The sequence below is a fragment of the Chthonomonas sp. genome, from assembly GCA_016788115.1.
Taxonomy (GTDB): Bacteria; Armatimonadota; Fimbriimonadia; order Fimbriimonadales; family Fimbriimonadaceae; genus UBA2391.
The window spans coordinates 79335-92139 of record JAEURR010000007.1 but is presented as its reverse complement, the minus strand read 5'-3'; the positions used below and the strand labels follow the sequence as shown (position 1 = coordinate 92139).

General features: G+C 59.5%; 13 protein-coding genes. 9 read left to right on the top strand and 4 right to left on the bottom strand.

Annotated features, from left to right (window positions below; genetic code table 11):
- Positions 1 to 15: 15 nt before the first annotated feature.
- The 7 genes from fliM to flhB all read left to right on the top strand — a co-directional run bounded on the left by fliM (position 16) and on the right by flhB (position 5557).
- Entirely contained in the window at positions 16 to 1068 is a 1053-nt protein-coding gene (fliM, locus tag JNM85_07945; GenBank protein ID MBL8087983.1) for a flagellar motor switch protein FliM, read from the top strand.
- A gap of 3 nt (positions 1069 to 1071) precedes the next feature.
- On the top strand, positions 1072 to 1980 hold the full coding sequence (fliN, locus tag JNM85_07940) for a flagellar motor switch protein FliN (protein MBL8087982.1): 909 nt from the start codon (positions 1072 to 1074) through the stop codon (positions 1978 to 1980).
- Positions 1980 to 2675, top strand: coding sequence for a flagellar biosynthetic protein FliO (locus JNM85_07935; protein MBL8087981.1), 696 nt, complete (start codon positions 1980 to 1982; stop codon positions 2673 to 2675). The genes fliN and JNM85_07935 overlap by 1 nt, the downstream gene beginning before the upstream one ends.
- A 111-nt stretch (positions 2676 to 2786) precedes the next feature.
- Positions 2787 to 3452, top strand: coding sequence for a flagellar type III secretion system pore protein FliP (gene fliP / locus JNM85_07930; protein MBL8087980.1), 666 nt, complete (start codon positions 2787 to 2789; stop codon positions 3450 to 3452).
- Positions 3453 to 3454: 2 nt separating this feature from the next.
- Complete coding sequence (gene fliQ, locus JNM85_07925; protein ID MBL8087979.1) at positions 3455 to 3724, top strand: flagellar biosynthesis protein FliQ; 270 nt, start codon at positions 3455 to 3457, stop codon at positions 3722 to 3724.
- Positions 3721 to 4497: a flagellar biosynthetic protein FliR gene (locus JNM85_07920; protein ID MBL8087978.1), complete on the top strand. Its 777-nt coding sequence runs from the start codon at positions 3721 to 3723 to the stop codon at positions 4495 to 4497. The genes fliQ and JNM85_07920 overlap by 4 nt, the downstream gene beginning before the upstream one ends.
- Entirely contained in the window at positions 4484 to 5557 is a 1074-nt protein-coding gene (gene flhB, locus JNM85_07915) for a flagellar biosynthesis protein FlhB (GenBank protein ID MBL8087977.1), read from the top strand. The genes JNM85_07920 and flhB overlap by 14 nt, the downstream gene beginning before the upstream one ends.
- Here flhB and JNM85_07910 read toward each other — a convergent pair.
- The 3 genes from JNM85_07910 to JNM85_07900 form a co-directional block, all read right to left on the bottom strand.
- The gene (locus JNM85_07910; GenBank protein ID MBL8087976.1) at positions 5554 to 6555 is read right to left on the bottom strand and encodes an alpha-ketoacid dehydrogenase subunit beta; all 1002 of its coding nucleotides are present in this window, start codon (positions 6553 to 6555) and stop codon (positions 5554 to 5556) included. The genes flhB and JNM85_07910 overlap by 4 nt on opposite strands.
- Positions 6556 to 6565: 10 nt before the next feature.
- Positions 6566 to 7693, bottom strand: a complete 1128-nt coding sequence (locus JNM85_07905; protein MBL8087975.1) for a thiamine pyrophosphate-dependent dehydrogenase E1 component subunit alpha — start codon at positions 7691 to 7693, stop codon at positions 6566 to 6568.
- A gap of 160 nt (positions 7694 to 7853) precedes the next feature.
- Entirely contained in the window at positions 7854 to 8825 is a 972-nt protein-coding gene (locus JNM85_07900) for a thioredoxin family protein (GenBank protein ID MBL8087974.1), read from the bottom strand.
- Positions 8826 to 8922: 97 nt separating this feature from the next.
- Here JNM85_07900 and JNM85_07895 point away from each other — a divergent pair, with 97 nt between their 5' ends.
- Positions 8923 to 10281, top strand: coding sequence for a glycosyltransferase family 39 protein (locus JNM85_07895; protein ID MBL8087973.1), 1359 nt, complete (start codon positions 8923 to 8925; stop codon positions 10279 to 10281).
- Positions 10278 to 12044, top strand: a complete 1767-nt coding sequence (locus JNM85_07890; GenBank protein MBL8087972.1) for a hypothetical protein — start codon at positions 10278 to 10280, stop codon at positions 12042 to 12044. Before JNM85_07895 ends, JNM85_07890 begins: the two co-directional genes overlap by 4 nt.
- Here the strand turns inward: JNM85_07890 and JNM85_07885 are convergent.
- Positions 12041 to 12799, bottom strand: a complete 759-nt coding sequence (locus tag JNM85_07885; GenBank protein ID MBL8087971.1) for an ABC transporter ATP-binding protein — start codon at positions 12797 to 12799, stop codon at positions 12041 to 12043. The two genes, JNM85_07890 and JNM85_07885, sit on opposite strands and share 4 nt — an antisense overlap.
- Positions 12800 to 12805 lie beyond the last annotated feature (6 nt).

Sequence of the window (12805 nt, the reverse complement as noted above, 5' to 3'; positions counted from 1 at the left end):
AGTTTGGTGTAGCACGTGTCCAATATTCTGTCGCAGTCTGAAATCGAAGCCCTCCTAAACTCATTGACCGATGAGGAAGGGAAGGGAGATGCCTCAGGCCCTACTGCCGGCGCGTCCTCATCTGACCCGAACAAGGTGTTCGCCAACCTCGACAACCTTGTAAACGTCGCGGGCACCGGCTCTAAGAGTGCCGTGGCCTACGAGCTGTACGATTTTCGACGACCGGACAAGTTCAGCAAGGATCAGCTCCGCACCATGCAGATGCTGCACGAGACCTTTGCCCGTGTCGCCGCGACGGGGCTCAGTGCCTACCTCCGCAGTCCGGTCTCCATCGACTTGATCTCTCTAGAGCAGGTGCCTTACGAGGAGTACCTCCGCAGCATCAACACCTCCGTCTTCACCGTCATGTCGCTCCCCCCGCTCAGCGGCCAGGCGGTGCTGGAGCTGGAGTTCCAACTCATCTTCACCATGGTCGATCGTCTGCTCGGTGGACCCGGTCGAAGCATTCACCGGACGAACCTCTCGGATATCGAGAAACCGCTCGTGCGCCAGATGATCGAGCGGATGTTCTCTGCTCTCAAGACCGCATGGGAAGGGATCGTCATCCTGAACCCCGGCATTGAGACCATGGAGACGAGCGCACAGTTCGTCCAGATTTCGCCCCCCAACGACATCGTCGTCACCATCCTGTTTGAGGTCAAGATCGGTAACTCGCGGGGTGCCATGAGCATCTGCGTGCCCTATCTGGTTCTCAAGCCAATCACCGCGAAGCTCAGCGCGCAGAAGTGGTTCGTGAACAATAGCCGCAAGAACGCGGGTATTTCTCGCAAGCTGCTGGCCTACCACACCCGCCAGGCTCCGATCGACTGCGCCGTCGAACTCGGCAAAGCGAAGATTTCCATGCGCGACATGCTCGAACTCAAAGTCGGCGATGTCGTCTCCCTGGACCAGAAGAAGGACGAAGACCTGATTATGCGGATTCAGAAGAATCCCAAGTTCACCGTGAGCCCATCGCACCGGGGCAAGCAAATGATTTTCACTGTAACCGACACCATCGAGAACCTATAAGCCATGCCTAAGATCTCTGAAGAAGTACTGACAAAGTTTAGCAACGTCCAGAACCAGATCTGGCAGACCGTCTCGATCACCTGTAGCGAGGCGATTGGCGACACTCTGACCTTTGGTTCGCCGTTGCCGGACGTCACCACGACGAACGACCTGTTCTCGGAGATGGCGAGCCCGAAGCTGATCATCCAGTTTGCGCTGGCAGACCAGCCGGACAACCAGCAGGTCATCTTGATGACTCAGGAGACGTTCGCAGACCTCGCCGCCATGGCGAAGAAGGTCGATCCGATCGAGATCACGGCCATTGACGAGAACTTGGTTGCCGATGCCCGCCCCCTCATCGACGCCATCGTTCAGGGTCTTTGCCTTGCCGTCGGAAACATCAAGAACGAGCCGCTGGTCGCGCTCGGCCTGACGGTCCGATACCAAATTTTCAACTTCCCGCCGAGCCTGCAGAAGGCCGAATCGGTTATGCGCACGAGCATCGCGATCACCAGCAATGTGGTGAACGGCTCGCTTACGTGGATCATCGATGGAGAAACCGCGAGCTCGATCGCCGGCGTGATGGTCAATGCCGAGGGGACCTCTCTGGCGACCGCTGTGGAAGACGCCAAGACGGCGGAAATCAATGCGCTTCCTGATGAAACCGGCAGCCTAGAGATTCTCATGGACATCCCGCTCGAGATCAGCGTTGAGCTCGGTCGGGTTCGCATGATGGTCAAGGACGTGGTCGACTTGGGTTCGGGCAGCATCATTGAGATCGACAAGGCCGCCGGTGAGCCGGTAGACGTCTTCGTGAACGGACGCCTCGTGGCCCGTGGAGAAGTCGTCGTCATCGAAGATAACTTTGGCGTTCGCGTCACCGAAATCTTGAGTCCGCAAGAGCGACTCAGTCGCCTTCAGGATGCCGCCTAATGACACTCCGATCTTGGTTCAAGCTTGATGGACTCGTGCGGCGTCGCGCCGAGAAAATCCGTTCTCGGATGATCTCGCGGGTCACGCTCATCGTCCTCGGCATGAGCTTCTCGGCTCTGGCCTTGGCGCAGACTGAGTTCGGAACCAAGAAGGACCTCGTACTCCCCGAGACGAAATCGTTCTCGACGGGCCCAGGGATGATGCCGATCCTGCAGATGTTACTTGCGGTTGGTGTGGTCATCGGTCTGCTAAAGTTTGCGTTGCCGCGGTTGATGCCGCTCATGAACAAGCGGATGAACGCGCGCCTCGGCAGCTCCATTCGTATTGAAGAGACCGCGTCGTTTGCCGCTGGCACGCTGTACATCGTGCAAGCAAAGTCGCGCACGCTGTTGCTCTCATGCACGCAGCAGGGCGTCTCGTGCCTGGCCGACCTCACCGAGTCTCCGGCACCTGTTGCGCAGCCCACCGTGGCAAGTGCGCCAGCTCCTTCGCCCGAGCCTGCCTTCTTCGAACTCGTCGATGCGGCGCAGGAGAAGAGCCCGACACTTCTATCCGCCGTCGTGCACACGCCCTATGAGGACGACGACGAAGCCGATTTCGCCACCTCACGCGCTGCCGCGCCTGCCGCTTTTCGCGACCTCAATCGCGACCAAATTGAATCTGCGCTGAGCCGATTGCGTCGGCTGACTGGCTAAACCGAGATGACACCCTTTCGCCACCCCCTTCGCTTCGTGCTGATCGCGACCCTCGTACTTTTAGGGGTATTCGCCACTGCACAGACAGCTCAAGCCCCAACCCAGTTTTCGGTGCCCAACATTAATCTGGGCATTCCGGGCAAGCCGGGCGATGATCAGATCAGCTCAAGCCTGCAGATCCTGGCGTTGCTCACGATCCTGAGCCTTGCGCCAGCGATCATGATCCTGACGACGGCGTTCACCCGCATCGTCATCATCATGAGCTTGACGCGAACTGCGCTCGGAACGACGAGCATTCCGCCAAACCAGGTGCTGATCGGGCTCTCACTGTTCCTCACGTTCTACGTCATGGCCCCGACGTACGACGAGCTCCAGCAGAAGGCGATCCAGCCTTATCTGAAGAAGCAGATCACCATGGACCAGGCAATTGAGCGGGGACAACAGCCGCTGAGAAAGTTCATGCTCAAGAACACGTACGACAAGGACCTGAACTTGTTCTTGAACCTTCGAAATGAGAAGGCGACCCCCGAAACCGTTTCGCTTACCGCCCTCATTCCCGCCTTCATCATCAGCGAGCTTAAGACTGCGTTCGTTGTGGGCTTCTACATCCTGGTGCCGTTTGTGATCATCGACCTTGTGGTCGCGAGCATCCTCATGAGCCTCGGCATGATGATGATGCCGCCCTCAGTCGTGGCCCTACCGGCCAAGATCCTCGTTTTCATCCTCGCTGACGGTTGGTCACTCCTCGTTAGCACCATTCTCTCCGGGTACGCATAACCATGAACGAGACATCCGTACTTGATTTGACCAGACAAGGACTCACGGTCGCCGTGATGGTGGGCATGCCCATCCTCGCGATGGCGCTCTTCATTGGTCTGTTGGTAAGCGTCTTTCAGGCGGTGACGCAGGTCCAAGAAATGACCTTGACCTACGTGCCCAAGCTCATTGGCGCGGGAATCATGGTGGTTCTCTTCGGCAGTTGGATGATGAGCACGCTTGTGGCGTTCACACGCTTCTGCTTCCAGCACGCTGCACAGGTGATGCGTTGACCCTTGGGGCCGCCAGCCTTGTCAGCCTCTTTCTGATCTTCGTCCGAATATCGGCTTGCTTGCTCGCGTCGCCCCTCTTTGGCAACACAACACCCGTGCAGGTGCGCGTTCTGCTTTGCGCCGCCATCGCCTTTGCACTTAACCCCGTTCTGAGCCCGTACATCCAGGCCGACATCAAAAACCTGGGTGACTTTCTGCCACTGATCCTCAATGAGGTAGCCATCGGCATCCTGATCGGGATGTGCCTGCAAATGGTTGTTTACGCCGCGCAGATGGCCGGATCGCTGCTTGATATCCAGATCGGCATGGCCTCGATGCAGCTGTTCAACCCCCTCGCGGGCTCGCACACGACGCTGTTTGGAAGCCTCAAGATGTGGCTCTCGCTGGTCCTCATCCTTCTCCTCGACGGGCACCACATGATGCTCGGTGCGTTCGTGCAGAGCTACCAGCTCACCGCATCACCGGTGGTGTCGATGGCCGAGTTTGGCTTGGTGCAGCTGCTCGGAAAGATGTGTCTTCTTGCGATCCAGATCGCTGCGCCTGCGGGAGCCGTTGCCTTGCTTGTCGATATTGCCGCGGGCATTGTCAACAAGTCGGTGCCTCAGATGCAGGTCTACATGGTTGCCATGCCGGGCAAGATTCTCATGGGCGTCATGGCCGTGACCATTTCGCTGCCGATCCTGGTCTCGGGCGTCACTGCGGGGCTCGAGCACAGCTTCGACGCACTTTCAAACATGACCAGAACCGGAGGCCCTGCACATGGCGTCAAGTGACTCCGGAGAAAAGACTGAGGACCCGACACCGAAGCGCCGCATGGACGCGCGTCGGAAGGGAACCGTCGCCAAGAGCACCGACCTTACGGGCGCGATTGTCCTGTTGGCGGTCGGGCTCGCGATCCCGAGCGCCGCGGGTCAGCTCTCAAGCGGACTCTTGCTCGCCTTTCAACGGGGCATGACCATCGTCCCCACCGAGTTCAGCAACGCCTCCCTTATGGACTCGGTTTGGACGATTGCCCGGCCCGGCATGCTCGCTTTCCTCATGATCGTCGGAGTGGCCATGGTCGCTGGCCTCGGCGCGAGCTTTGCTCAAGTTGGCTTTGTGCTGAGTGCAGAGTCGCTCCAACCGTCGCTCGCCAAGCTCAACCCGCTCGAAGGGTTCAAACGGCTGCTCTCCTTCCGGTCCGTTTTCGAAGGGATCAAGGCGCTCGCGAAGGGGTTGTTGTTCGGGTTTGTCGCATTCTCGGTCATCGCCGCCAATTGGAATCTTGTCGCGTCGCTCGGCTATCTAAGCGCGGCGGAGTCTGCAACCATCGTCGGGCACATCGCGCACACGATTCTTATGCGGGTTGCGCTGATCTGGCTTGTTATTGGGTTCATCGACTACGGCTTCCAGCGGAAGCAGATCGAGAAGCAACTCAAGATGACAAAAGACGAACTTCGACGTGAGATGAAAGAGCAGGAGGGTTCGCCTGAACTTAAAGGCGAGCGGATGCGCCGCGCTCGTAAACTCACCAAAGGTCGTATGGCGGACAAGATTAGGACTGCGGACGTCATCGTCACCAACCCGACCCACTTCTCCGTTGCCATCAAGTACAACCGGAGCGAGATGCACGCGCCAATGGTGGTCGCCAAGGGACAGGACTACCTCGCTCTGCGGATCCGAGAGATGGCGAAAGAACACCGTATCCCGATCGTTCCGAACCCGCCTCTGGCACGCGCCCTCTACAAGCAATGCGAGGTCGGTGACTTCGTGCCGCGAGATCAATTCGCAGCCGTCGCCGAAATTCTTGCGTATGTGTACCAGGTGCTTTCGGCGACGAAGAAAGCGAGTTAGAACGTCAGTAGTCGAAGCGCCGTCTGGGTGATGTCATCCACCGACGGGAGCACGTGCGACTCCAACGGCTTGGCCCAGGGAACCGGAGTGTCCATGCGCGTGACGCGCAACGCCGGAGCATCCAGATGCTCGAACGCGAGCTCATTGACCCGTGCGACGACTTCGCCCGCGTAACCGCAGGTCTTAGGCGCTTCGTTTACCACCATGACGCGGTTGGTCTTGCGGACCGATTCGACGATCGCCTCTTCATCGAGCGGTACGAGCGACCGCAGGTCGATGATCTCGACGTCGTATCCCATATCGAAGAGTCGATCGCACGCTTCGAGGCAGTGGTAGACGTTTTGGCCATAAGTGATCATGGTCAGATCCTTGCCAGGTCGCGCGATGCGTGCTTTGCCAATCGGCACAATGTAATCTTCTTCAGGCAATTCCTCTTCGATGTCCTTCCAGCGATAGAGCTGCTTGATCTCGAAGAACAACACGGGGTTGGGGTCGCGCAGGGCCGCCTTCATGAGTCCCTTTGCGTCGTACGGAGTGCACGGGCAGACGACCTTGAGCCCAGGCGAGTGGCAGAACCACGACTCGTTCATCTGGCTGTGGTACAGCGCTCCGCCTCCGTACCCGCCAGCAGGCCCGCGGAGGGTGACATTCAGGGCTACTTCGCCAGCGGTCCGGTAGTGGTACGTCGCCATCATGTTGACGATTTGGTCAAATCCGCAAGAGATGAAGTCGATGAACTGCATCTCGGCCATGACGGTCTTGTCGTTCAGCGCCATGCCGACACTCGCGCCGACGATACACGCTTCGCTGATAGGCATGTCGATGACCCGCTGGGGGCCAAACTTTTCGGACAGGCCATCGGTCACGCCAAATGCGCCCCCGAGGATGCCGATATCTTCACCCAGACAAACCATGTCCGGGTTCTGAGCCATCTCTTCGGCAATGGCTTCCTTGATGGCAGTCAAATAGTTCTTCTTGGTTGAGGCGACGGTACTCATGAAAATTGGACTACTCCCGGAACACCCACATCGCGCCTTCTTCGGCGGGGGGTAGTGGCGAGTTGATGGCGAACTGGACGCCTCGCTTCAGATATTCGACGACGCGCGGAGGGAAGTCCTCGTCAGAGGCTTCGGCCGCACCCTTGCCCTCGGCCTTGTACTGGTTGGCCTGGTCGGGACTGAGGTATCCGCGCTCGAGGAGCGCCTGCTTGCACAAGGCGATGGGATCTCGGCTACGTCCACGCTCGACTTCTGCAGTCGGTCGATACCGTGCGGCGCGGTCGTCGTCATGGTCTCCGTGCCCGTAGCTGCGGAACGTCTTGCATTCGATGATGCTGGGACCGTTGCCTGCGCGAGCCCATTCAACCGCCTGCATCACCTTGTCGTAGACGTCAAAGACGTCCTGCCCGTCAGCGATCAGGCCCGGGATTCCGTAACCGTCCGCGCGGCGAGCAAAGTCTTCAAGCGAGTACTCCAAGTGGGTCGGTGTGCCATAAGCCCACTGATTGTTCTCGATGATCGTGATGACGGGCAGGCGGTGTACCGCGGCGAAGTTGATCGCCTCATGGAAGACGCCCTGAGCCGTTGAGCCTTCGCCATTGTAAGTCAGGACGACGGAGTCTCCCCCGTTCAGCTTGTCGGCATAGGCGACTCCCGCGGCGGCAGGGATGGTCCCAGCAAGCATCGATGTCGAGTGAATAATGCGCTTGGCCTTACTGCCGATGTGGCTCCAGTTGTCCCGTGCGCGACCCGGCGAGTCTGCCTTGCACCAGACCTGGGAGCAGAGCTGCTCGATCGTCAGACCCATGCGGTCGTCGTTGTCCCAACCGGCGCGGAGGTCCTTCATGAAGAAGGCTGGCATGTCGCGGTGGATCGGGCTGATCCAGTCGTCTGGACGCAAGCCGAAGAGGGAACCGACGAGGATCGCCTCTTGGTTGTGAGAGCTATACAGGGTGCCGGTGAGACGCCCGCGTCGCTTCTCTTTGACCAGTCGGACGTCGAAGTAACGCGCCAAGAACAACTGGTCGAGGATCTCAAGCTGCTCCTCGCGGGTCAAAAGGTCTCGCGGCCGCTGAGCGGCCGTGGATGGTTTGAAGGACTTCTTAGTGCTTTTTGGCGTCGTGGCAGAACTTCCCAAAACTGGTTCTCCAAGTCCGTGGGTCGGACGAAGGTCGGTCGTTCATCTTACCTTCGCATTGGCATCAAATGTGGATAACTCCAGGCTCAATCGCCAGAAGATCGTGACAAAAAACGCCCCCGGGACCGAGATGGGTCCAGGGGGCGTGCGTCGGCGAGGATTAGTTTCCGATGAAGCCCTTGAGGTTCGAGAGATACTCGTCAACCTCGACGTATCCAACGAATCGTCCCAGCTCTGCGCCCGAGCTGCTGAGCAGAATCGTAGTTGGCATCGCTTCGATCATGAACTTTTGCGCGATTTGCGGCTGAAGATCAACGTCGATTCGGCACAGGACCATGTTGGCTGAGAAGTTCTTGAACTTCTCAGTCGTGAACACGTTCGCCTCAAGCATCTTGCAGGGGCCACACCAGGTGGCATAGAAGTCCACGAGGATCGGACGATTGGTCTGGCTTGCCAGGGCGAGCGCTTCGTCCAGACTCTCGATCCACTTCTGCGTGATCAAGTCGGCTTCCTTCACTTCTTCGGTCCCGACGGGGGCCTTGAATGCAAAGGTGGCAGGATCAGACGGGCCCAAAGCCAACGTGGTGATGTCGAGCACTTGTGCGCTCTTGCCAGCGCCCTTTTCCAGAACCGCTTGTTTCAGATCGCCACTCTTCGGATCGAAGAAGGCGGTGATGGTCGAACCCTTGCTTGAGTCAACGACGACCTTGACCGCCTGGAGCTTGACTCCGTTTCGGTTGGCGTCGGGCAGTCGACTAGTCGTCAACTTGCTCGCCATGCCTGCGTCAAAGAAGCCTGACCACAGCATCACCGCCGGATCCGCAAACTGCTTCGCGAGTTCGGCCTTGGTCTGCGGCTTGGTGTAGTACTTCTTCAGGCTCTTGACGAGGACAGTGATGTTGGTGCCGTCGGCCACGATCAACTTCTGCGGTCCGTCGATCCGAGCGCTGCCCGGTCGGCCAAGCGTGATCGTGTAGTTCGCGGCCACGCCATCAAGACCCGTTACCGTGTAACTGGTCTTCAGACCTTCTGCTGAGCTCATCTTCTTCATGAAAGTAGTGAGCGGGTTCGTTTGGGCGAGCGCGAAGGCGCTCACACCCACAAACACGGCTAGAGACAATAGCTTCTTCATAAGTTCACCCTGTTGTAAATAGGAGTCGTTGACTCTATTGTACGCGTACCGAGCCACTTGTCTTCAACAATCTATGCCGCTCGCTCATAATCGCGTTATGCCCGGACGTTGGATCCTCGCACTGATCCTGGTCGTTTTTGCGATCTCGGCCGTTCGAATGAACGCGGCCACACCGTACCGCACGGCCGGTGAGCTGCATCTTCAGCGGCAGGCGGACGGGAGCCGGGCGACGACCCAAGATGTCGGTGCGCCTGACGAACGTCAGCATGCAAACTACGTTGCGACGGTGCTAAAGGAGCGCTCGCTGCCCGTCTTTCGTCCGGGATCGTCCGATCTGTACGAGACCTACCAGTCGCACCAGCCACCGCTGTACTACATCCTCGCTGCGGGGTGGAGCCAAGCGCTTGGCTTGGACCCTCAGACCCAAGCTGACGGCTTTCGCCTGCGCCTCTTCAATACGCTGTTGGGACTCCTGACCTTGGTGGGCATCTACTCAGCGGCCCGGTGGGGAACCGGGAGCGAGACCTCGGCGCTGACGGCCGCCGCCCTGGCGGGCCTTATGCCTATGTTTGTGGCTCTGCACTCGGCAGTCAGCAACGATCCACTTCTAATCCTGGGCTGTACGTGGTCGCTTGCGCTCATGGCGCGAGTCTTGAGGGAGGGTTGGACCGTGAAGCTTGCGCTCGCATTGGGATTGGTGATGGGACTGAGCCTCATCACGAAAACCACCGCGCTGGTGCTTCTGCCGGTCGCGCTCATTTTATGCTGGCAGACCCGAGAGAGCTTGCAGCCGAGATGGGTTACGGCACTCGTTTTGGGCTTGCCGCTCCTCATTGCGTCACCGGTCTGGATGCGCAATATGACGCTGTACTCGGACCCGCTCGCCATGCGGGCCTTCAAAGAGGCGTTCGTAGGGACCGCTCAGCGCAAGGACATGATGCAGATGGTGGCGATGATGCGCGAGGCGAACGGCTTGGCTCCGAGCGGTGCCGCGGCGGACTACTGGGTGAACTGGTTTGGGTGGTGGACGGGGCGCAGTTTTGTCGGAGCCTTTGGTCAAATGGACGTCTTCTTTTCTGCGACCGTTTATCGTGTCGCGCTTGGACTGTTGGGCCTTTGCGCCTTGGGATGGCTTCTCACGATCCGTCGCGCCAAGGAAGAGTTTGAACCTACCGAGCGCAAGTTCCACATCCTCGCCGCCACGCTCGTGGGGCTCGTGTGCCTCCTCTTCCTCCAGTTCAACTTGACCTACTTCCAGGCGCAAGGGCGGTACCTCTATCCCGCCATTGCGGCCATCGCGATCGGCTTGTCGGTTGGACTGCTCCGCTGGATTCCGCGGTCGATGCGGGTTTGGACTCCTCTTGCGTTGGTGCTCCTCATGGGGACGGCGACCTGGTTGGCAACCGACTACGCCGCACATGAGCTTCAACTGCGGTCGGTGGGAGGAGAGCGATGACGGCGCTGCTCCTTGCGCTGCTGATGCGCGCTGAAGGTCTTCAGCTTGACGGTCGAGTCGAGACGCTCTCGATGACGATGCCGAGGTTGGCGCAGGCGACTGGGTTGCGGCTCACCCTCGATGCGTCGCTTGGGAGTCGGCTCGGATACCTCGTTGCGCGTGATGCGGATCAAGACAAGTTTCTTGAGAGCATCGCGCTTGCATTCGATGCCCGGTGGGCGCCTGGCACAGGGGGTGCACGCAAACTGGTGCCGAACCCCAAGAGACTTCCGGACGCAGCAGAGGAAGAGCTACCGCCGATGGGCACTCGCGACGCGCTCGCTGAGCGAGTTCGCCAGATGCTTGCCCAAGCTCAGGTCACTAGCCTCGATCGGCTCACTGCTCGCAACGCCGAGAAGATCGCGGCCTTCGATCCGCTGGTCCGGCTTCGCGAAAGGCTGGCGAAGCTCATCGATCCGAAGGAAGCCGCGCCTATGTTGCCGGGCGAGCGAGCAGTCTTCGCGGCCCTGCCAAACAAAGCGCAACGGCTTTTTCCGGCCGGATTCCAGGAGGCGTTGGACAAGTACAACTCGGAGTCCATGGCTTTCAACGACTCGGTGGCAAAGGCACTCGCCGACTTGGGCGCACCGCCCCTCCTGGACCCGATCCTGGAAGATGTGATCCCCGACCCAATCGTAATTCTGACCCGCGAGTTGGGTTCTGAACCGAAATTCACACTCTCCATCCCGAGCTTTGAGCAGCGCGCGCGCGCCTCGGTTCCTGATTCGAAAGAGATCTGGTCCGAAACGTCCGAGGAGTTTCTTAGCACGACCTTTCTCGTGCGCGAGGAGGTGTCCCCGGTTATGGTCGCGTTCGCAGAACGGGCGCAGAGGTCGCTCACCCAACCCTTCGCAATCGTCGAACCCAGCGCACCGCTAGAAGGCGACCCCGTAACGCAGCGCTTGGGTCCACTGTTTGATCAAGTCCGCGACAATGTGATCGACACCGGCGTGTTCGCCCTTGGGGACGACTTCGCAACGAGTGTGCTGCTCCTCACGCGTCCGACGAACGCGTTCGCCTCGCGTGACGTCGGCCAGTACGGTCACGTGCTGGGGCGTAGTGCCAACTTCGACCGCTCGCTGATGCAAAGGTTGAAGACCGGGATTGCTGCGGGGAAGAGCGATCTGAACGACTGGGCCAGCGCCCTTTACCGCTTGGAACGAGGCGAGAGCGAAGAGATGCTGACGGTTGAGCTTAGCCTGGCCCACCCGGGCTGGCAAGGCTTGCCCGCGCTGGCACTGGAGCGTGGTGTGTTGGCGACCCTCGGTGCGCTCACAGCTAGCCAGCGTAACCAATTGATCGCCGGCGCGCCGCTCCCAGCGCGCATGCTGGGTCCCGAGGCTTGGCGCACCCTGAACACGCTCGTTTACGGAGTCCCAGGCTGGATTCGTGGGCGAGAGGCACCCTTCGCCGAGGTGGGTGGGGAACCAACGTTCCTCGTCCCCGAATCGATCCCTTCGGGCGCAGCCCTGCGTCTTGAGATCGAGAGGACCTGGCGGTTCCTGCCTGAAGGCAATGTGCAAGGCGCGGTACCGTGGGAGATCATCGCCAAACGCGAAGCGACGGGACGCTACCGCATCCAGCCCGCACAGCGGATAACCTTGACCATGCCGCTCACCGAGCGGTACGCCTTGAGGGCGGTTGCGACGCTCCTAGACCCGATGGGGCGAGAGTGGCTTGAGCCTGACGAGTTCCCAGACGAGGTCAAGGCGAGCTTGCCCTAGACGGGTTCGCCCAAGTAGGCTTCGACGACTTTCGGGTTGCTTCGAACCAAGTCGGGTGGACCCTGCGCGATCTCCTCGCCGTGATCAAGCACTACAATCCGTTCGCACAAGTTCATCACAAACTTCATGTCGTGCTCGATGAGTAGCACCGTCTTGTCAAACTCGTCGCGGATTCGGCGGACGGTGCGCATGAGATCCTCGGATTCCTGCGGATTCATCCCTGCCGCGGGTTCGTCCAGCAGCAGCAGCGAAGGCTGTGTCGCCATGGCTCGCGCGATTTCCAGTCGCCGTTGCTTGCCATACGGTAGATCCACTCCCCGCTTGTTCGCATCGTCTGCGAGTTCGACGATCTCCAAGAGCCGCATCGCTTCGGCGCGAAGCTCCTTGGTTTCGTGGATCGCACTTGGCATGTGGAGAAACGCGCTCGCCAAGGACGACTTGTGGCGCAGGAAACTCCCTACGACGACGTTCTCCAGGACCGACAACGTGCTGAAGAGGCGGATGTTCTGGAATGTGCGTGCGATCCCCTTGGAGCAGATCTTGTCGGGGCTGTCGCCGGCGATCTCTCGCCCCTGAAACCGGATGACTCCGGAAGTCGGACGGTAGACCCCGGTCACCAGATTAAAGCAAGTGGTCTTTCCCGCGCCGTTCGGGCCGATGAGGCCGAACAGGTCGCCCTTGTTCACCGTGAACGAAACTTGGTTGACGGCGATCAGCCCGCCGAACTGAATCGTTGCTTTGTCGAGCTCCAAAATCGGAGT

Bases quoted from the DNA above. Each gene is read 5' to 3' on its own strand.
- flhB (MBL8087977.1), top strand. From the start codon at position 4,484: ATGGCGTCAAGTGACTCCGGAGAAAAGACTGAGGACCCGACACCGAAG.
- JNM85_07935 (MBL8087981.1), top strand. From the start codon at position 1,980: ATGACACTCCGATCTTGGTTCAAGCTTGATGGACTCGTGCGGCGTCGC.
- JNM85_07910 (MBL8087976.1), bottom strand. From the start codon at position 6,555: ATGAGTACCGTCGCCTCAACCAAGAAGAACTATTTGACTGCCATCAAG.
- JNM85_07890 (MBL8087972.1), top strand. From the start codon at position 10,278: ATGACGGCGCTGCTCCTTGCGCTGCTGATGCGCGCTGAAGGTCTTCAG.
- fliN (MBL8087982.1), top strand. From the start codon at position 1,072: ATGCCTAAGATCTCTGAAGAAGTACTGACAAAGTTTAGCAACGTCCAG.
- JNM85_07900 (MBL8087974.1), bottom strand. From the start codon at position 8,825: ATGAAGAAGCTATTGTCTCTAGCCGTGTTTGTGGGTGTGAGCGCCTTC.
- JNM85_07895 (MBL8087973.1), top strand. From the start codon at position 8,923: ATGCCCGGACGTTGGATCCTCGCACTGATCCTGGTCGTTTTTGCGATC.
- fliQ (MBL8087979.1), top strand. From the start codon at position 3,455: ATGAACGAGACATCCGTACTTGATTTGACCAGACAAGGACTCACGGTC.